This is a genomic window from Serratia sp. LACPHL-BACT-2024-00286 (assembly GCF_043109535.1).
In the GTDB taxonomy this organism is placed as follows: domain Bacteria; phylum Pseudomonadota; class Gammaproteobacteria; order Enterobacterales; family Enterobacteriaceae; genus Serratia; species Serratia sarumanii.
Genome location: NZ_JBICNA010000006.1, coordinates 112,204 through 129,329 on the forward strand (window position 1 = coordinate 112,204; position 17,126 = coordinate 129,329).

The following is a 17,126-nucleotide window of genomic DNA, read 5'->3' on the forward strand; positions in this document are numbered from 1 at the left end:
ACATTGGGGACAAATCGTGGCTAATTTACCGTCTATGCCGTTGGATAACCTGACCGACCTGCTGGTGTTCATTCGCGTCGCCGACGCCTGCAGCTTCACGCTGGCGGCCGAGAGGCTGGGCATCTCCCGCTCGGCGGCGGGCAAATGCGTGATCCGATTGGAGGAGCGATTGGCCACCCGGTTGCTGCAGCGCACCACGCGCAGCGTCAGCCTGACCGAAGACGGCGCGGTGTTTTACGAGTATGCGCAGCGCATCCTGTCGCAGGCCGAAGAGGCGGAAACGGCGCTCAATACGCGGCGGCAAACCCCACGCGGGCGGCTGCGGCTGGATCTGCCGGTTTCGTTGGGGCGGTTGCATATCCTGCCGATTCTGCGGGAGTTTTTGGCGCAGTGGCCGGAGGTGGACGCCGACGTCAGCTTCTCCGACGATTACAGCGATCTGGTGCGCGACGGCATCGACGTGGCTGTCCGCGTCGGCGGCAACGACGACAGCCGGCTGGTGCGGCGGGTGCTCGCGCCACATCGCCTGATCACCTGCGCGGCGCCGGATTATCTGGCGCGGCACGGCACGCCTGCAAAACCGGAGGCGCTGGGCGATCACGAGACGCTGGTCTTCAGCCATCAGGGGCTGCCGGCGCCCTGGCGCTATTTGGTCAACGGCCAACTGCACGAACAGCCGGTGCGCGGCCGGATGCGTTTCAACAACGTCGAGGCCTTGCGGGATGCGGCCGTCGCCGGAGCCGGCCTGTGCCAGGTGGGGGCGTTTCTGGTCGGCGAGCAGATTGCGGCCGGCACGCTGGTGCCGGTGCTGGAGCGCTATTGCCGCCCGGGGCCGCCGATCTGCGCCGTCTATCCCAGCCGGCGCCATCTCTCCCCCAAGGTGAAACTGTTCCTGGCGGCGATCGAACGGCGCTGGCAGGGCAAGGCGATTTGGGAAACCGCTTAGCGCGAGCGATTCACGCCGCTTTCAAGGCCAGCGTTCGCCGCATTAAGCGGTAGCCGCCGGCCGCCACCAGCAGCACGATCAGCCCGGCGGTGAGCGTGACGCCGAAGCCGGCCGCTATCCCTGCGGCATCGATCGCCAGGCCCGCCAATGCGGCGCCGAGCGCCACGCCTATCCCCAGGCCGGTGACCATCCAGGTTAACCCCTCCGTCAGCCGGGAGGGCGGCACGATGTTTTCAACCAGCCCCATGGCAATGATCATGGTCGGCGCAAAAAACAGTCCGGCGACAAACATCGCCGCCGCCAGCGTCAAGACATCGTGCACCCACAGCAGCGGCAGGGTGGTGAAGGCGGTGGCGAACGCCGCGTATAAGAACAGGCGAGGCAAGGGGACGGGGATCTTCATTGCGCCGAAAATCAGCCCGGCCAGGCAGGAGCCGAACGCGTAAACCGACAGCACGATGCTGGCGGCGGCCGGCTGTCCTTGCTGCTCGGCGAAGGCCACGCTGATGACGTCCACGGTGCCGACGATGGTGCCCAGGGCGATCAGCGCCAGCAGCAGGATCTGCATTGACGGCATGGCCAGGATGGCGCGCTGCCGCTGGTTATTGCGGGTGTAGACCGGGGGCTGAGTGCTTTTTTGCGAGGCGAATGCCGCAACGCCCGCCACCAGAAGCAGCGCGGCCACCAGAGGACCGGCTTCTGGGAAGAGTGAAACGCTAAGCCCCACGGCGATCGGTGGGCCGACGATAAAGGCCACTTCATCTAACACGGACTCGAATGAAAATGCCGTGTGCAGCTGTGGCGTGCCGCGATAAATTTCGCTCCAGCGGGCTCTGACCATCGCGGAGATGCTGGGCATGCCGCCCGCGAGCGCGGCGAAGACGAACAGCGTCCAGTCCGGCGCCCGATAGTGGGTGCAGAGCAACAGCAGTAGCAGGGCGAGCGTGCTGATCCCGGTGGCATATGGCAGCACGCGGCTTTGGCCGTGACGATCCGCCGCGCGCGCGATTTGCGGCGCAAGCAGCGCCATGGAAAAGGCGAACGTCGCCGCCACCGCGCCCGCCAACCAATAAGAGCCGCGTACCTGTGAGAGCATGGTAATGATGCCGATACCGGTCATCGAGACCGGCAGGCGCGCGATCAGCCCGGCAGAGGAAAACGCCTTGCTGCCCGGGGCGTTGAACAGGTTGAAATAAGGATTTGCCATGGAAAGGGCTCCAGAAGTTGGCGGCTCAGTATTCGCTCAATGGCCATCATTGACATACGCCACGTATGTTACGTTAATTGACATACATAGCGTATGTCAATTATAACGTTCATCAATAACGAGGCGGGAGTGGACCCATGGCACGTAAAGCGCGCGCAGAAATGATTGAAGAAACCCGACAAAAACTGGTGGCGGCCGCCCGTCAGCAGTTCGGCAGCGTGGGGTATGCCGAGACGGTGATGGATGAACTCACCGCGCAAGCCGGCATGACGCGCGGTGCGCTCTATCACCATTTTGGCGATAAAAAGGGGTTGTTCCTGGCGGTTGTGAAGGCGATTGATGCTGAAATGGATGCGCGTCTTGCCGACATTACCGCGCGTACGGCGGATGACTGGGAGGCGTTTGCGGCGCGTTGTCGCGGTTATTTGATCATGATGACGGAGCCGCAAGCGCAACGCATTTTGTTGCGCGATTCACCTTCGGTGCTGGGGGCTGAATATTTGCAGGCCAGTAAGCTGCAATGCATTGTCTGGATGACGGGCGCATTGCAGGCGTTGATGGCGCAGGGGCGCATCGCCGTCGCCGAGCCGGAATCGCTGGCGCATTTGATCAACGGCGGCCTGATGGATGCCGCGCTTTGGATCGCGCACCAGCCGGATGAGAAAACCGCTTTGGAGCAGGCGTTGGCCGGTTTGTCGCTGTTGCTGAACGGCTTGCGGCCAACGGCCGCTTAACCGGGAAGGGTATTTACTCCTGCGGCAGCAGCAGGGCGGGCTGGACGTTTTGCGCCAGCTGAATATTGTTGCGGCCGCTGTGCTTCGCCAGATAGAGCGCGGCGTCGGCCGCGCCGATCGCCGATTCGACGTCCAGTTTTTCCAATGCCGAGATGCCGGCGCTGAGCGTCAGCGTACCGCTGTGCTGCGAGCTGGCGCCGTGCGGGATATTCAGTTCCGCCACCCGTTGGCGCACCCGTTCGGCCAGCTGCGCCGCGTAGCCTTCGTGCACGTTGGTCAGCAGCACCAAAAACTCTTCCCCGCCGTAGCGCACCACGATGTCGCGCGAACGCACCGCATCGCGGATGGCGATCGCCACCTGCACCAGCGCCCGGTCTCCCATGGCGTGGCCGTAGCTGTCGTTGTAGACCTTGAAGTGGTCGATATCCAGCAGCAGCACGTAGTGGCGGCCGGTTTGCGGTTCCAGCAGCATGTTGATCTTATTCTCCAGCCCGCGACGGTTATAAAGGCCGGTCAGGGGATCGAGCATGCTCAAATTATTGAATTTGTCCCGCTCGTTATACAGGTTGGCCACCAGCGCGTGGGTAAAGATTTCACTGCGTTTCAACATCAGGTGATGAATGGAGAAAGCAATAATAGGTAATAGCGTGGTGAATAATATCCGCAGGGTATTATGCATACCGTCTAAAGCCAGGATCATCATTGCGGAAGGCACGGCGTGTAAACAAAAGGCGGTAAAGTTGTCCGTCAGAGAAATAGCGCTGATAAAAAAGATGCTGAACAAACTAATTAATAAAAAATCTTGGTTATTCGGCAGGCAATATTGACTTTTAACGTAGATATGCGCAGCCCACAGCAGGCCGAGCACGCTGGCGAACAGGTTGAGTTTGTACAGGTATTGCCGCGGCGTATGCAGAGAAAATAGCGCCGCCGCCAGACAAAATAACGGGATGCATAATAAAGGCAGAGTAAAAGAAGGGACATCCCTAAAAGGGAACAATAACGTAAATATGGAAGAGGCGGCATTCATCATTAGAAAAAGAAATAATGCCAGGCGCTGCTTGCTGTTCAGTAATTCCTGATAAGAACGGGCGTTCATACGGAGGTCACTCTTTGCAAAGTCGTACTGTCGAATAATTAAGGTTGAGAAGCATTCCCTTGGCGCGAAATATCCACTTGAATTGCATGGTTGACCGTTGTGATTATTATCATGCAAACAGGACTAGGAATTTTCTTATGTCAAATTATCATTTTTTCCTGCTGGTGTCATCTGGGTTTGGTCATCGCAGCGAAAATGATGCGGCGGCCAAAAAAGTGTTATATGATATTGGTTATCATTATCACTTGAGGGGGTTGTCATGCTCACTGCCATGATTGCCGCATGCGGGCTGTGGGGCGTCAGCTGGTGCCTCGGCGATCGCCTGGCCAGCGCCTGGGGCGTTTTGCTGCCATGCGCGCTGATGCCGCTGCTGGCCTTGATCGATCTGGATATGATGCAGCTGCGCAGCCTGATCGTGATAGCGATGTTGGCGACGCTGGTGATGCTGTTCAACAGCCGGCTGCGTCATTATCTGCTGCTGCCTTCCTGCATGGCGCTGGCGGGCGGCCTGGCGGCGGTCAGCCTCAACTTCAGCTTCGGGTAAAACGCCGGAAACGACAAAACCACGCTTAGGCGTGTTTTTCATCAATGCGTTGGGATTTTTTCGAAGGAACTACCGGAGAGATCATCAATTGGTGCGAAGAGAGGGACTTGAACCCTCACGTCCGTAAGGACACTAACACCTGAAGCTAGCGCGTCTACCAATTCCGCCACCTTCGCACAGTCGATGTTGTTGCTTTGATTTATATTACGTCGCCAGCGTGGTGCGAAGAGAGGGACTTGAACCCTCACGTCCGTAAGAACACTAACACCTGAAGCTAGCGCGTCTACCAATTCCGCCACCTTCGCATCGATGCTGAGTGCAATATAAATCATGTGGTTATTTGGTGCGAAGAGAGGGACTTGAACCCTCACGTCCGTAAGGACACTAACACCTGAAGCTAGCGCGTCTACCAATTCCGCCACCTTCGCGTACCAGAAACATTACCGGAGTAACGTTACCACGGAGGCGAATTCTAGAGATTTTGGCGGGCACGTCAACAGTTATTTCCCCGCATTGCGGGCGTTTGCTGGAAAAACAGCCATATCGCCGCTTTTCCGCTGGTCAAACAGCCAAATCAGCCAATCAATCAACACCCTGACCCGTGGCGCCAGGAAACGGCCGGGCGGATACATGATGTAAATCGGCATCGGCGGCGGCGGCGTGTCCGCCAGCACTTCCACCAGTTCGCCCCGTTCCAGCCAGGGGGCAAGCGAATAGCGCGCCGCCTGAATCAACCCCATGCCGGCCCGCGCGCCGGCGATGTAGGCGTCGGCGCCGCTGACGCTCAGCCGGGCGGGGAGTTCGCGCAGTTCCACTTTGCCGCCGCGGCAGAATTCCAGCGGGTAATCGCGGTTGCTGGCCAGGGAAAAATACCCCACCGCGCGGTGCGACTCCAGGCTATCGATGTCGAGCGGCGTGCCGCAGGCCTGCAGGTAAGCGGGGGAAGCGCAGGTGACCTGTGGCAACTGGGCGATGCGCCGCGCCACCAGGCTGTCGTCTTCGGTTTCCCAGGCGCGCAGCACGCAGTCCACGCCTTCGCGCAACAGATCGACGTGGGTGTCGTTGGCGCCCAGCGCCAGGGTGATGTCGGGATAGCGCCGGTAAAAGTCGTCCAGCGCCGGAATGACAATCTGGCGCGCCAGCGAATGGGGCATATCGATGCGCACTTTGCCGGACGGCTGCAGCTTATGGTGGCTGAACAGCGTGTCCGCCTCCTCAAGCGCCCCCAGCAACTGTACGCAGCGTTGATAGTAGAGGCTGCCTTCGCTGGTCACCTGCACCTGGCGGGTGGTGCGGATCAGCAGGCGCACGCCCAGCCGCTGCTCCAGCCGTTTCAACGCGTTGCTGACTGTGGCGCGCGGCAGCTGCAGGCGCTCGGCCGCCCGGCTGAAGCTGCCCAGTTCGACGATGCGGGTAAAAATGCGCATGGCTTGAACCTGATCCATGTCCACTCCGGATTGTTGGTGATTTTTGAACAGTGATGTGCAATCTGCATTATTTATCTTTGTAGCGTAAACAACCAGACTTTGCTGCGTTATCCGTTCATCGCATGAGGGCAGCACAATGCAACAACGTAAACTGGGTTCTCACGGCCCCCTCGTCTCCGCCCTGGGGTTGGGATGCATGGGCATGAGCGACTTCTACTCCACCGGCGCCGATCGGCAGGAAGCCATCGCCACGCTGCACCGGGCGCTGGAGCTGGGCGTCACGCTGCTCGACACCGCCGACATGTATGGCCCGCACACCAACGAGGAGTTGGTGGGGGAAGCGATCAAGGGCAAACGGCAACAGGTGTTCCTGGCCACCAAGTTCGGCATCCTGCGCGATCCGGCGGATCCTTCGGCGCGCGGCGTCAGCAGCCGGCCCGAGTATATCCGGCGCTCGGTGGAAGGCAGCCTGCGGCGCTTGGGCGTAGAAGAGATCGATCTTTATTATCAGCATCGGGTCGATCCGCAGGTGCCGATCGAAGACGTCGTGGGCACGATGGCGGATCTGATCCGCGAAGGCAAGATCCGCCATATCGGCCTGAGCGAGGCGTCGGTCGCCACGCTGGAGCGGGCGCACAAGGTGCATCCGATCACCGCGCTGCAGACCGAGTATTCGCTGTGGACGCGCGATGCCGAACAGGGCGTGCTGGCGGCCTGTGAGCGCCTCGGCATCGGCTTTGTGCCTTACAGCCCGTTAGGGCGCGGTTTCCTCACCGGCGCTATCCGGCGGCCGGAGGATCTGGCCGAGGACGATTTCCGCCGCGGCAACCCGCGCTTCCAGGGGGAAAACTTCGCCCGCAACCTGGCGCTGGTGGAGAAGGTGGGGGAGCTGGCGGCGCAAAAGGGCGTCAAGCCTTCACAGCTGGCGCTGGCCTGGGTGTTGGCGCAGGGCGAGCACATCGTGCCGATCCCCGGCACCAAACGCCGTCGCTACCTCGAAGAGAACGTCGCGGCGGCGGAGATAACGCTGAGCGCGGCCGAGCTGGCGGTGATAGACGCGGTGTTTCCGCTGAGTGCGGCGGCCGGCGATCGCTACGGCGCTGAGTCGATGGCCTATATCAACGGCTAAAAAAAAGCGCGGCCTCAGGCCGCGCTCTGTCGTTTTCCGCCAACGGCGAATTATTTCTTCTTCGGCGCGCGCGGCGGGCGGCCGACGGTGGCCTGATACACCTTGAAGCGGCCGTTCTGCGCCAGTACTTCGTGGCTGCCGAAGGTGGCGTCCAGAATGTCCGGGTACGGCAGGAAGGCGTTGGCGACGATGCGCAGCCGGCCGCCGATCGGCAGGTGTTTCACCGCGCCGCGGATCAGGGTTTCGGCGGCGGTCAGGCTGGTCTGCAGACCGTCGTGGAACGGCGGGTTGGAGATGATCATGTCGAAACGGCCGGTGATGTCGGAGTAAACGTTGCTGACGATCACTTCGCCTTCGATGCCGTTGGCGGCAAGCGTCGCGCGGCTGGATTCCACCGCGGCGGCGTTGACGTCGCTGAGGGTCAGTTTCACCTTCGGCGACAGCTTGGCCATCACCGAGGCCATCACGCCGGCGCCGCAGCCGATGTCCAGCACCTTGCCTTTCATGTGTTTTTCCAGCGTCGACAGCAGCAGTGAGCTGCCGACGTCCAGGCCGTCGCGGCTGAACACGCCCGGCAGCGTTTTCACTTCCAGATCGTGCAGCTGATAGCTGTCCCACCAGTCGTTCAGGTCGAATTCGGTCTGCGCGTCCAGGCGGCCGTGATACAGGCCGCAGCGGCGCGCGCTGTCGATTTTCACCAGCGCAACGTGGCCTTCCAGCGTTGGCTCGGCGCTGCGCACGCCGCTGCGGTTTTCACCGACCACGAACACGTCTACGCCCACCGGCAGCAGCGCCAGGATGTTGCACAGCTGGAATTGCGCTTCCTGCTTGCTCTTCGGCCAGTAGTAAACCAGCGTGTCGCAGTCGGCGACGAAAGCGGGATCGACGGTCAAACCGAACTGCACGTTATCGCCCATCGTCCGGTTCAGTAACTGCCAGTGATGGTATTGCTGAGTGTGGACGCGCACGTCCGCGGCCTCGAATTGGGCCGGCAGGCTGTCCTGCAGGTCGCCGGCAAACAGCACGCGGCGTTCGATAAATTCATCACTGTGGCGCAGCATGACTTCACTGGCGGGGGTTAATGCAGACATCAGATATTGGCTCCTGGAAATGAGACCGGGGATTATAGAGCTTTGTGGCGATATGTTCGACGGGTTTGTTGGCGCGGGCTGCGCGGGTTTGTTAGCATAGCGCGGCGCATGGCAGGCATGGCGCACCACAACGGGTAGGAATCGGCATGGCATCAAAACGCGACTGGCTGTTACAACAACTGGGTATTACGCAGTGGACATTGCGCCGCCCGGGCGTGTTGCAGGGCGAAGTGGCGGTCAGTCTGCCGCCCGAGGCGCGCCTGCTGGTGGTGGCGCAGATGCTGCCCGCACCGGACGATCCGCTGTTTTGCGACGTGCTGCGCAGCCTGGGGCTGACGCCGGCGCAAACTTACAGCCTGACGCCGGAACAGGCGGCGATGCTGCCTGAAGAGACCGCATGCAACAGTTGGCGGCTGGGCGTGGCGGAACCGCTTGCGGTCGCCGGCGCGCAGCTACACAGCCCGGCGCTGGCCGAGCTTTCCCAAGACGCGGGGGCCAAACGCGCCCTCTGGCAGCAGATTTGTCATCATGAACACGATTTCTACCCTGACGGCGGCCGACCTGGCCACGGCCTTCACCATTGAGCAAGCCAGCCACGCTTTTCCCTGGACGGAAACCACCTTCGCCAGCAATCAGGGCGATCGCTACCTTAACCTGAAGCTGAGCGCCGACGGGGAGATGGCGGGGTTCGCCATCACGCAGATCGTGCTGGACGAAGCCACGCTGTTCAACATCGCCATTCATCCGCAGTACCAGCGCCGTGGCTTTGGCCGCCTGCTGCTCAACGCGTTGATTGAACGGCTGGAGAGCCGCGGCGTGGTCACGCTGTGGCTGGAAGTGCGCGCCTCCAACCAGGCGGCGATCGCGCTGTATGAAGATCTCGGTTTCAACGAGGTTACCGTGCGCCGCAATTATTACCCGAGCGCCCACGGCCGCGAAGACGCGATCGTGATGGCGCTGCCGCTGGCGTAATCCGCCCGGCCGGTAAAAGCATTGATTGTCACCGGTTGGCAAATCGGCGAAAATGCCCGGCTGTTATCTTTTATTCACCGCTTTGCCCGGCGCCGCGATCGGCGCGTTCTGATGATGTCGCAGGGCGGACTAACCGTAGAACCTGAAAACCATGTCTCCTAGTGAATTTGCCCGCGAAGTCTCCAAAAGAAGAACTTTCGCCATCATCTCGCACCCCGATGCCGGTAAAACCACCATTACCGAAAAAGTGCTGCTGTTCGGACAGGCGATCCAGACCGCCGGTACGGTAAAAGGCCGCGGCTCCAGCCAGCACGCCAAATCCGACTGGATGGAAATGGAAAAGCAGCGTGGGATCTCGATCACCACCTCGGTGATGCAGTTCCCGTACCGCGACAGCCTGGTCAACCTGCTGGATACCCCGGGGCACGAAGACTTCTCCGAAGATACTTACCGTACTCTGACCGCCGTCGACTGCTGCCTGATGGTGATCGACGCCGCCAAGGGCGTTGAGGATCGCACCCGCAAGCTGATGGAGGTTACCCGTCTGCGCGACACGCCGATCCTGACCTTCATGAACAAACTGGACCGCGATATCCGCGATCCGATGGAAGTGATGGATGAAGTCGAGCGCGAACTGAAGATCGCCTGCTCGCCCATCACCTGGCCAATCGGCTGTGGCAAGCTGTTCAAGGGTGTTTACCACCTGTACAAGGATGAAACCTACCTGTACCAGACCGGTAAAGGCCACACCATTCAGGAAGTGCGCATCGTCAAGGGCCTGAACAACCCGGAGCTGGATGCGGCGGTGGGTGAAGATCTGGCGGCGCAGCTGCGCGATGAGCTGGAGCTGGTGCAGGGCGCTTCCCACGAATTCGATCAGGAAGCCTTCCTGAGCGGCGAGCTGACCCCGGTGTTCTTCGGTACCGCATTGGGCAACTTCGGCGTGGATCACATGCTGGACGGCCTGGTGGCCTGGGCGCCGGCGCCGATGCCGCGCAAAACCGACACCCGCGAAGTGACGGCGGCGGAAGAGAAATTCACCGGCTTCGTGTTCAAGATCCAGGCCAATATGGATCCGAAACACCGCGACCGCGTGGCCTTTATGCGCGTGGTTTCCGGCCGCTACGAGAAGGGCATGAAGCTGCGCCAGGTGCGCACCGGCAAAGACGTGGTGATCTCCGACGCGCTGACCTTTATGGCCGGCGACCGTTCGCACGTGGAAGAAGCCTATCCGGGCGACATCATCGGCCTGCACAACCACGGCACCATTCAGATCGGCGATACCTTCACCCAGGGTGAAGACATGAAGTTCACCGGCATCCCGAACTTCGCGCCGGAACTGTTCCGCCGCATTCGCCTGCGCGATCCGCTGAAGCAGAAACAGCTGCTGAAGGGGCTGGTGCAGCTGTCCGAAGAGGGCGCGGTGCAGGTGTTCCGTCCGATCGCCAACAACGATCTGATCGTCGGTGCGGTCGGTGTGCTGCAGTTCGACGTGGTGGTAGCGCGCTTGAAGAGCGAGTACAACGTGGAAGCGCTGTACGAGTCGGTCAACGTGTCGACCGCGCGCTGGGTCGAGTGCGACGACGTGAAGAAGTTCGAAGAGTTCAAGCGCAAGAACGAGATCAACCTGGCGCTGGACGGCGGGGACAACCTGTCCTATATCGCGCCGACCATGGTGAACCTCAACCTGACGCAGGAACGTTATCCTGATGTGACCTTCCGCAAGACGCGCGAACACTGATCAATCGGCAGGGCGCCCAGTGCGCCCTGCACGCCTCTCCTATTCCCACTGCGCTAATTAATAAACCCCCTCATATTTTTCCTGCGAACCTAGGTCACCAGGCGATGTTCGTTCGGCCTGCATTTTCCGTCTAATGGTCTATCTTTAACGGGATGTCCGCACATTGCTTGAGAGTAAATCACTGCAATACGCTATTTGTTTGGTGAGTTATTCTGATGTGTTGCCGATAGGAGACAGTCAGTGTCTTTAAATATCAATGAGATAGCTATATTTCAGTTTTGTGTGACTTAGCCTGTCGTCAATAGGCGACAGTTTTTTGGCTAAAAATCCAACGTCTGATTTGTTTTCTTTGATTTTTAAGGTGTTTTTTAAGTTGGCACGGCCGTTGCTGTATTCCTGTCGTGAACGCTTAATCGTATAGCGATGATGAAGTATTTACCGAGAAGGCCGCGTGAAGGTGGCCGCAGGGTTCCGGCGCTCTGGCGTTGTGAGCCCCCAACAAAAGGAAGAGATCGATGAAAAAGACCAAATTTGCACACTCGCTGATGGCTGTTGTATTGGGTTCTGTGTTGGTCAGCGGCAGTGCGCTGGCCGAAGAGAGTCTGCTCAACAAGGCGTCTAACGCCGCGGACAGTGCCGGTGCCAAAATCGATAGCTCCATGAAAAAAGTTGACGGTTACATGGATGACAGCGCGATAACGGCTAAAGTTAAAAGTGCGTTGGTGGAAGATAAAACCATCAAAAGTTCCGACATTTCGGTGAAAACCGAAAAAGGCGCCGTGACCCTGAGCGGGTTCGTCGGCAGCCAGGCGCAGGCGGAGCATGCGGTCGCTGTCGCCGGCAAGGTGGAAGGCGTCAAGACCGTCAGCGACAAGCTGCACGTGAAAGATGAAGCCAACCAGTCGATCAAATCGTATGCCGGCGACACCGCCACCACCAGCGAGCTGAAAGCCAAGCTGCTGGCCGATGACATCGTACCGTCGCGCAATGTGAAAGTGGAAACCACCGATGGCGTGGTGCAGCTTTCCGGTGAGGTGAAAACGCAGGCGCAGTCTGAGCGTGCGGAAAGCATCGCCAAGGCCATCGACGGCGTGAAAAGCGTGAAAAACGACCTGGTGGTCAAGCCGTAATCCCGCCAGGCGCCCGTAACAAGTAACAACAAGCCGCATCGGTCGGGCCGTGAAGGCGGCCCGACATGTACCACCAAAAAAAGAAACTGATTTGCCGTCGACGCCCCGTTGTCGGGGCGGTAGACAGCAGCGAATTTTTTCACAATGGTAAGGAGAAGCTTATGTTTCGTTGGGGCATTATCTTTTTAGTCATCGCGCTTATCGCTGCGGCACTGGGGTTCGGTTCGCTGGCGGGCACCGCCGCCTGGGCGGCTAAAATCGTGTTTGTCGTCGGCATTATCCTGTTCCTGGTCAGCCTGTTCACCGGCCGCCGGCGCCCTTAGCCGGCCGGTATTTTCCTGCAAACTGTAACAAAGCTTAATTCCTTTTCTCACGTCGGGGAGGGCCGGCCATGAACAGCGACATCATCGTCGGGCGCTGGAAACAGCTGAAAGGCCAGGTATGGCAGGCATTGGCCGAATGGTCCGGCAGCGATTGCGTCTGGCTGGCCGGCAGCAATGATTTCCTCGCCGGCGTGCTGCAAGAGGATTACGGAAGAGAGCGAGACGCGGTATCCTCGGAGAAAACATCTCACTGAGGATGCCAAGTTGGGATACAGAATACCCATCACGCTCGGCAATATAGAACCGCTGGCGTCTAAGCCCTTTCGGCCAGGCAAGATGGCGCTGGTCTGCGAAGGCGGCGGCCAGCGCGGCATTTTCACCGCCGGCGTGCTGGACGAGTTTCAGCGCGCGGGCTTTAACCCATTCGACCTGCTGATCGGCACGTCGGCCGGCGCCCAGAATCTGTCTGCCTACATTTGCGGACAGGTGGGCTACGCGCGCCGGGTGATCACCCGTTACACCACCTCGGCTCAATTCTTCAATCCGCTGCGCTTCGTGCGCGGCGGGCATCTGATCGATCTCGATTGGCTGGTTGATACGGCAGCGGCGCAGATGCCGCTGGCGATGGACGTAGCGGAACGGCACTTTACCGACGGGCGCGAGTTTCTGCTGTGTGCCTGCCGCAGCGACGATTTCGAACCGACCTATCTGCCCGCGCAGCGCGAGCGCTGGCTGCCGGCCATCAAGGCGTCCAGCGCCATTCCCGGCTTCTATCGCCAGGGCGTGGAGCTGGACGGCATCAGCTATCAGGACGGCGGCATCAGCGATGCGATCCCGGTGGAAGAGGCCTATCGCCGCGGCGCCGACACCATCGTGGTGATCCGCACCGTGCCTTCGCAGATGTACTACACCCCGCAGTGGATGAAGCGCATGGAGCACTGGCTGAGCGACAGCAGCCTGCAGCAGATGGTGCGTATCCTGCAGCATCACGAGCAAAGCTATCACCGCATCCAGCGCTTTATCGAGAAGCCGCCGGGCAAGCTGCGCATCTTCGAGATCTTCCCGCCGAAGCCGCTGGCCAGCAATGCGCTGGGCAGCCGACTGGGGTCGCTCAATCAGGATTATCACCTGGGGCGCCGCTGCGGCCGCTATTTCCTGGCCACCGTCGGCCAGTGGATGGCGCAGCCGGAGCCGGACGGCATCAAGGTGAAAAAAGCGCTGTCGCGCCGCCTGATCCAGCCGGAGAACGTCAGAATGCCTTCGCCGATCGTGACCGACATCGTCATGCCGTCCGATCTTGGCGCGCAGCCGGAGGCCGCGGTGGCTGCGCCGAAGATCATTCTGCCGGGCGATCTGCCGCCGGGTGAAGGGGGCGCGCTGTGAGCTATGCCTTTACCGACACCCACTGCCATTTCGATTTCCCGCCCTTTACCGGGCATGAGGGCGAGAGCCTGGTGCGGGCGGCAAGCGCCGGCGTCACGCGCATCATCGTCCCGACGGTCACCGCCGATCGCTTCGCGCGGGTGCTGCGGCTGGCGCAGGATCACGCGCCGCTGTTCGCCGCGCTGGGGCTGCACCCGCTGTATATCGCGCAGCATCATGAGCCGCAGTTGGAGCAACTGGCGACGCTGCTGGCCGAACGGCCGCGCAAGCTGGTGGCGGTGGGGGAGATCGGGCTCGATCTGTATATGGACAACCCGCAGTTCGAGCGCCAGCAAAGCGTGCTGCTGGCCCAACTGAAGCTGGCGAAACGGCATGACCTGCCGGTGATCCTGCACTCGCGCCGCACTCACGATCAGCTGGCCGCGGCGCTGCGGCGCATGCAGCTGCCGCGTCGCGGCGTGGTGCACGGCTTCGCCGGCAGCCTGTCGCAGGCGCAGGCCTTTATCCGCCTCGGCTATTACATCGGCGTGGGCGGCACCATCACCTATGAGCGGGCGCAGAAAACGCGCGGCGTGATGGCGCAGCTGCCGCTCGAGGCACTGCTGCTGGAGACCGATGCGCCGGACATGCCGCTGGCCGGCTATCAGGGGCAGCCGAATCGCCCCGAACGCGCCGCCGAGGTGTTTCAAACGCTGTGCGAGCTGCGGCCGGAACCGGCCGACGAGATCGCCGCCCATCTGCAGCGCAATGCTCAGGCGCTGTTTGCCATGCCGGATTGATGAGGTGGTAACGTGACCTGCGTCACGTTATAAGATTTTCATTTGCGTCTCGTTGTATGCATTTGTGACATAAATCGGTGCGAGAGTGACCTCGCTCAGTATAATCCCCCCGAAACTCTCCAATAGCAGACCTCTCTTTATGAGCAGGGATGTATTTTATTTTTTGCAACAGGGAAACTTTGCATGCAACTCATCATGAGCCTAGTCGGCATGGCGGTGCTGATCGCCATTGCGGTGCTGCTCTCCAGCAACCGCCGGGCCATCAAACTGCGCACCGTCGCGTGGGCGTTCATCATTCAGGTCGGCATCGGCGCGCTGGTGCTGTATGTGCCGCTGGGCCGCAGCATCCTCGGCAGTATGTCGAACGGCGTGGCAAACGTTATCGCCTACGGCAATCAGGGCATTTCGTTCATTTTCGGCGGGCTGGTGTCCGACAAGATGTTCGAGGTGTTCGGCGGCGGCGGCTTCGTGTTCGCGCTGCGCGTCCTGCCGGTGATCGTGTTCTTCTCCTCGCTGATTGCGGTGCTGTACTACCTCGGCATCATGCAGTTGGTGATCCGCGTGCTGGGCGGCGGGCTGCAAAAGCTGTTGGGCACCTCGCGCACCGAATCGCTGTCGGCGACCGCCAACATTTTCGTTGGCCAGACCGAAGCGCCGCTGGTGGTGCGTCCGTATATCGCCACCATGAGCCAATCAGAACTATTCGCGGTGATGTGCGGCGGCCTGGCCTCGGTGGCCGGTTCGGTGCTGGCGGGATATGCGCAGATGGGCGTGCCGCTGGAATACCTGATCGCCGCGTCCTTCATGGCCGCGCCGGGCGGGCTGTTGTTCGCCAAGCTGATGGTGCCGGAAACCGAGCAGACCCACGATAAAGACGATGCGATGAAGCTGATCGCCGAAGAGGATCGTCCGGCCAACGTGCTCGACGCGGCGGCTTCCGGCGCGGCCTCCGGCATGCAGCTGGCGCTGAACGTCGGTGCGATGCTGCTGGCGTTTATCGCGTTGATCGCTTTGCTTAACGGCATTCTCGGCGGCATCGGCGGCTGGTTCGATTATCCGCAGCTGTCGCTTGAACTGATCCTCGGCTGGGTGTTCTCGCCGATCGCCTTCCTGATCGGCGTGCCGTGGAGCGAAGCGATGACCGCCGGTTCGTTCATCGGCCAGAAGATCATCGTCAACGAGTTCGTCGCCTACATGAACTTCGGCGCCTATCTGCGTCCGGACGACGTAGTGGCGGCGGAAGGCCTGCAGGTGCTGTCGGCCCACACCAAGGCGATCATCTCCTTCGCGCTGTGCGGCTTCGCCAACCTTTCCTCGGTGGCGATCCTGCTGGGCGGTCTGGGCAGCATGGCGCCCAATCGTCGCCACGACATCGCGCGCTTCGGTCTGAAGGCCGTGGCGGCGGGCACGCTGTCCAACCTGATGAGCGCCACCATCGCCGGATTCTTCCTGGCGCTGTAAGCCATCCCGAGGCCCGCGACGGCACGACCGATCGCGGGACTCCGCCTATACTCTAAGCAACGCGGGTGCGTGCCGCACCCGCGATCTTCAGCCGCTTCTTTAGCGAATTTGTGAACGATATCGCGTTATTTTGTGATGCTCTTCACATATAATTCCGGTCTGTTACAGTGCTATTTCATATAGTGTGACGATGAACGCGAATCGCCTCCGGCATTCGTGTTCAAATAGCTATTACTGGCCGGCCGCAAGGCGGGTGGCCATGTGCGGTGAGAAGGATCTCAGTTGCCGCCGCGGGAACGCCGTTCCCCAGCGCTATCTTCATGGAACCAAGTCCGCTCGCCAACACCCAGGTACTCAGTTGGAGAGTTTTATGACCGAATTAACCGCAGCAGCGCAACGTGCGCTGAATTTGATGGATTTAACCACGCTGAATGATGATGACACCGACGAGAAAGTGATCGCGCTCTGTCGTCAGGCCAACAGCCCGGCCGGCCACACGGCGGCCATCTGCATCTACCCGCGTTTTATCCCGGTGGCGCGTAAGGCGCTGCGCGAGCAAGGCACGCCGGATATCCGCATCGCCACCGTGACCAACTTCCCGCATGGCAACGACGATATCGACATCGCGCTGGCGGAAACCCGCGCGGCCATCGCCTATGGCGCGGATGAAGTAGACGTGGTGTTCCCTTACCGCGCGCTGATCGCCGGCAACGAACAGGTCGGCTTTGAGCTGGTGAAACAGTGCAAGCAGGCTTGCCAGGCGGCCAACGTGCTGCTGAAAGTGATCATCGAAACCGGTGAGCTGAAGCAGGCCGATCTGATCCGCAAGGCGTCCGAGATCGCCATCAAGGCCGGGGCGGACTTTATCAAGACCTCCACCGGCAAGGTGCCGGTCAACGCCACGCTGGAAAGCGCCGAGCTGATGATGTCGGTGATCCGCGATATGGGCGTGGCGAAGACGGTGGGCTTCAAGCCGGCCGGCGGCGTGCGCACCGCAGAGGATGCGCTGCATTATCTGCAGCTTGCCGATCGTATTCTGGGCGAAGGCTGGGCCGATGCGCGGCATTTCCGCTTTGGCGCTTCCAGCCTGCTGGCCAGCTTGCTGGCCGCGCTGGGCCACCAGACCCAGACCGCCGGCGGCGGCTACTGATCGATTTCGT

Annotated in this window: 18 protein-coding genes and 3 tRNA genes; 14 read left to right on the forward strand and 7 right to left on the reverse strand. The window is 60.7% G+C overall.

The genetic code is table 11. The features are described 5' to 3' along the window. The first annotated feature begins 34 nt into the window (after nucleotides 1-34). Complete coding sequence (locus tag ACF8MC_RS18575) at nucleotides 35-946, forward strand: LysR family transcriptional regulator (RefSeq protein WP_033637002.1); 912 nt, start codon at nucleotides 35-37, stop codon at nucleotides 944-946. A gap of 10 nt (nucleotides 947-956) precedes the next feature. Here the strand turns inward: ACF8MC_RS18575 and ACF8MC_RS18580 are convergent, their stop codons facing one another. Continuing rightward, nucleotides 957-2,153, reverse strand: a complete 1,197-nt coding sequence (locus tag ACF8MC_RS18580) for an MFS transporter (RefSeq protein ID WP_033637003.1) — start codon at nucleotides 2,151-2,153, stop codon at nucleotides 957-959. A gap of 137 nt (nucleotides 2,154-2,290) precedes the next feature. Here ACF8MC_RS18580 and ACF8MC_RS18585 point away from each other — a divergent pair, with 137 nt between their 5' ends. Then, complete coding sequence (locus ACF8MC_RS18585; RefSeq protein WP_033648512.1) at nucleotides 2,291-2,887, forward strand: TetR/AcrR family transcriptional regulator; 597 nt, start codon at nucleotides 2,291-2,293, stop codon at nucleotides 2,885-2,887. A gap of 13 nt (nucleotides 2,888-2,900) precedes the next feature. On the opposite strand, the gene ACF8MC_RS18590 is transcribed toward ACF8MC_RS18585, so the two are convergent. Beyond that, complete coding sequence (locus ACF8MC_RS18590) at nucleotides 2,901-3,803, reverse strand: GGDEF domain-containing protein (protein ID WP_370739131.1); 903 nt, start codon at nucleotides 3,801-3,803, stop codon at nucleotides 2,901-2,903. A 442-nt stretch (nucleotides 3,804-4,245) separates the two neighbouring features. Here ACF8MC_RS18590 and ACF8MC_RS18595 point away from each other — a divergent pair, with 442 nt between their 5' ends. Further along, entirely contained in the window at nucleotides 4,246-4,530 is a 285-nt protein-coding gene (locus ACF8MC_RS18595; RefSeq protein WP_033637006.1) for a DUF1435 domain-containing protein, read from the forward strand. An 89-nt stretch (nucleotides 4,531-4,619) separates the two neighbouring features. Here ACF8MC_RS18595 and ACF8MC_RS18600 read toward each other — a convergent pair. The 4 genes from ACF8MC_RS18600 to ACF8MC_RS18615 all read right to left on the reverse strand — a co-directional run bounded on the left by ACF8MC_RS18600 (nucleotide 4,620) and on the right by ACF8MC_RS18615 (nucleotide 5,975). Next, a tRNA-Leu gene (locus ACF8MC_RS18600) sits at nucleotides 4,620-4,706 on the reverse strand. Nucleotides 4,707-4,748: 42 nt separating this feature from the next. Next, nucleotides 4,749-4,835: transfer RNA gene (locus ACF8MC_RS18605), tRNA-Leu, on the reverse strand. 36 nt (nucleotides 4,836-4,871) lie between these two features. Then, a tRNA-Leu gene (locus tag ACF8MC_RS18610) sits at nucleotides 4,872-4,958 on the reverse strand. Nucleotides 4,959-5,030: 72 nt separating this feature from the next. Further along, a complete protein-coding gene (locus ACF8MC_RS18615) occupies nucleotides 5,031-5,975 on the reverse strand; it encodes a LysR family transcriptional regulator (protein ID WP_049213061.1) in 945 nt (314 codons plus the stop codon). Nucleotides 5,976-6,093: 118 nt separating this feature from the next. On the opposite strand from ACF8MC_RS18615, the gene ACF8MC_RS18620 reads away from it, so the two are divergent. Further along, entirely contained in the window at nucleotides 6,094-7,086 is a 993-nt protein-coding gene (locus tag ACF8MC_RS18620; RefSeq protein WP_049213062.1) for an aldo/keto reductase, read from the forward strand. A 50-nt stretch (nucleotides 7,087-7,136) separates the two neighbouring features. On the opposite strand, the gene rsmC is transcribed toward ACF8MC_RS18620, so the two are convergent. After that, a complete protein-coding gene (rsmC, locus tag ACF8MC_RS18625; RefSeq protein ID WP_049213063.1) occupies nucleotides 7,137-8,177 on the reverse strand; it encodes a 16S rRNA (guanine(1207)-N(2))-methyltransferase RsmC in 1,041 nt (346 codons plus the stop codon). A 146-nt stretch (nucleotides 8,178-8,323) separates the two neighbouring features. Here rsmC and ACF8MC_RS18630 point away from each other — a divergent pair, with 146 nt between their 5' ends. The 10 genes from ACF8MC_RS18630 to deoC all read left to right on the forward strand — a co-directional run bounded on the left by ACF8MC_RS18630 (nucleotide 8,324) and on the right by deoC (nucleotide 17,116). After that, a complete protein-coding gene (locus ACF8MC_RS18630; protein ID WP_047569404.1) occupies nucleotides 8,324-8,761 on the forward strand; it encodes a DNA polymerase III subunit psi in 438 nt (145 codons plus the stop codon). Beyond that, complete coding sequence (gene rimI / locus ACF8MC_RS18635) at nucleotides 8,706-9,149, forward strand: ribosomal protein S18-alanine N-acetyltransferase (RefSeq protein ID WP_033649119.1); 444 nt, start codon at nucleotides 8,706-8,708, stop codon at nucleotides 9,147-9,149. The genes ACF8MC_RS18630 and rimI overlap by 56 nt, the downstream gene beginning before the upstream one ends. Nucleotides 9,150-9,300: 151 nt before the next feature. Next, a complete protein-coding gene (prfC, locus tag ACF8MC_RS18640; protein WP_004933094.1) occupies nucleotides 9,301-10,890 on the forward strand; it encodes a peptide chain release factor 3 in 1,590 nt (529 codons plus the stop codon). Between the two features lie 515 nt (nucleotides 10,891-11,405). Then, entirely contained in the window at nucleotides 11,406-12,020 is a 615-nt protein-coding gene (osmY, locus tag ACF8MC_RS18645) for a molecular chaperone OsmY (RefSeq protein ID WP_033637016.1), read from the forward strand. Nucleotides 12,021-12,181: 161 nt separating this feature from the next. Continuing rightward, nucleotides 12,182-12,343, forward strand: coding sequence for a DUF1328 domain-containing protein (locus ACF8MC_RS18650; RefSeq protein ID WP_004857650.1), 162 nt, complete (start codon nucleotides 12,182-12,184; stop codon nucleotides 12,341-12,343). A gap of 68 nt (nucleotides 12,344-12,411) precedes the next feature. Further along, the gene (locus tag ACF8MC_RS18655) at nucleotides 12,412-12,597 is read left to right on the forward strand and encodes a stress response protein (RefSeq protein ID WP_033649120.1); all 186 of its coding nucleotides are present in this window, start codon (nucleotides 12,412-12,414) and stop codon (nucleotides 12,595-12,597) included. Nucleotides 12,598-12,607: 10 nt separating this feature from the next. After that, nucleotides 12,608-13,726: a patatin family protein gene (locus tag ACF8MC_RS18660; RefSeq protein ID WP_164105408.1), complete on the forward strand. Its 1,119-nt coding sequence runs from the start codon at nucleotides 12,608-12,610 to the stop codon at nucleotides 13,724-13,726. Continuing rightward, complete coding sequence (locus ACF8MC_RS18665; RefSeq protein ID WP_164105406.1) at nucleotides 13,723-14,505, forward strand: TatD family hydrolase; 783 nt, start codon at nucleotides 13,723-13,725, stop codon at nucleotides 14,503-14,505. Before ACF8MC_RS18660 ends, ACF8MC_RS18665 begins: the two co-directional genes overlap by 4 nt. A gap of 183 nt (nucleotides 14,506-14,688) precedes the next feature. Continuing rightward, a complete protein-coding gene (locus tag ACF8MC_RS18670; RefSeq protein WP_164105404.1) occupies nucleotides 14,689-15,966 on the forward strand; it encodes a NupC/NupG family nucleoside CNT transporter in 1,278 nt (425 codons plus the stop codon). A gap of 370 nt (nucleotides 15,967-16,336) precedes the next feature. Beyond that, nucleotides 16,337-17,116, forward strand: a complete 780-nt coding sequence (deoC, locus tag ACF8MC_RS18675; RefSeq protein WP_033641793.1) for a deoxyribose-phosphate aldolase — start codon at nucleotides 16,337-16,339, stop codon at nucleotides 17,114-17,116. Nucleotides 17,117-17,126: the final 10 nt, after the last annotated feature.

Bases quoted from the DNA above. Each gene is read 5' to 3' on its own strand.
- ACF8MC_RS18595 (WP_033637006.1), top strand. From the start codon at position 4,246: ATGCTCACTGCCATGATTGCCGCATGCGGGCTGTGGGGCGTCAGCTGG.
- osmY (WP_033637016.1), top strand. From the start codon at position 11,406: ATGAAAAAGACCAAATTTGCACACTCGCTGATGGCTGTTGTATTGGGT.
- rsmC (WP_049213063.1), bottom strand. From the start codon at position 8,177: ATGTCTGCATTAACCCCCGCCAGTGAAGTCATGCTGCGCCACAGTGAT.
- ACF8MC_RS18620 (WP_049213062.1), top strand. From the start codon at position 6,094: ATGCAACAACGTAAACTGGGTTCTCACGGCCCCCTCGTCTCCGCCCTG.
- ACF8MC_RS18575 (WP_033637002.1), top strand. From the start codon at position 35: ATGCCGTTGGATAACCTGACCGACCTGCTGGTGTTCATTCGCGTCGCC.
- ACF8MC_RS18655 (WP_033649120.1), top strand. From the start codon at position 12,412: ATGAACAGCGACATCATCGTCGGGCGCTGGAAACAGCTGAAAGGCCAG.
- ACF8MC_RS18580 (WP_033637003.1), bottom strand. From the start codon at position 2,153: ATGGCAAATCCTTATTTCAACCTGTTCAACGCCCCGGGCAGCAAGGCG.
- prfC (WP_004933094.1), top strand. From the start codon at position 9,301: ATGTCTCCTAGTGAATTTGCCCGCGAAGTCTCCAAAAGAAGAACTTTC.
- ACF8MC_RS18585 (WP_033648512.1), top strand. From the start codon at position 2,291: ATGGCACGTAAAGCGCGCGCAGAAATGATTGAAGAAACCCGACAAAAA.
- ACF8MC_RS18615 (WP_049213061.1), bottom strand. From the start codon at position 5,975: ATGGATCAGGTTCAAGCCATGCGCATTTTTACCCGCATCGTCGAACTG.
- rimI (WP_033649119.1), top strand. From the start codon at position 8,706: ATGAACACGATTTCTACCCTGACGGCGGCCGACCTGGCCACGGCCTTC.
- ACF8MC_RS18670 (WP_164105404.1), top strand. From the start codon at position 14,689: ATGCAACTCATCATGAGCCTAGTCGGCATGGCGGTGCTGATCGCCATT.
- ACF8MC_RS18630 (WP_047569404.1), top strand. From the start codon at position 8,324: ATGGCATCAAAACGCGACTGGCTGTTACAACAACTGGGTATTACGCAG.
- ACF8MC_RS18650 (WP_004857650.1), top strand. From the start codon at position 12,182: ATGTTTCGTTGGGGCATTATCTTTTTAGTCATCGCGCTTATCGCTGCG.
- deoC (WP_033641793.1), top strand. From the start codon at position 16,337: ATGACCGAATTAACCGCAGCAGCGCAACGTGCGCTGAATTTGATGGAT.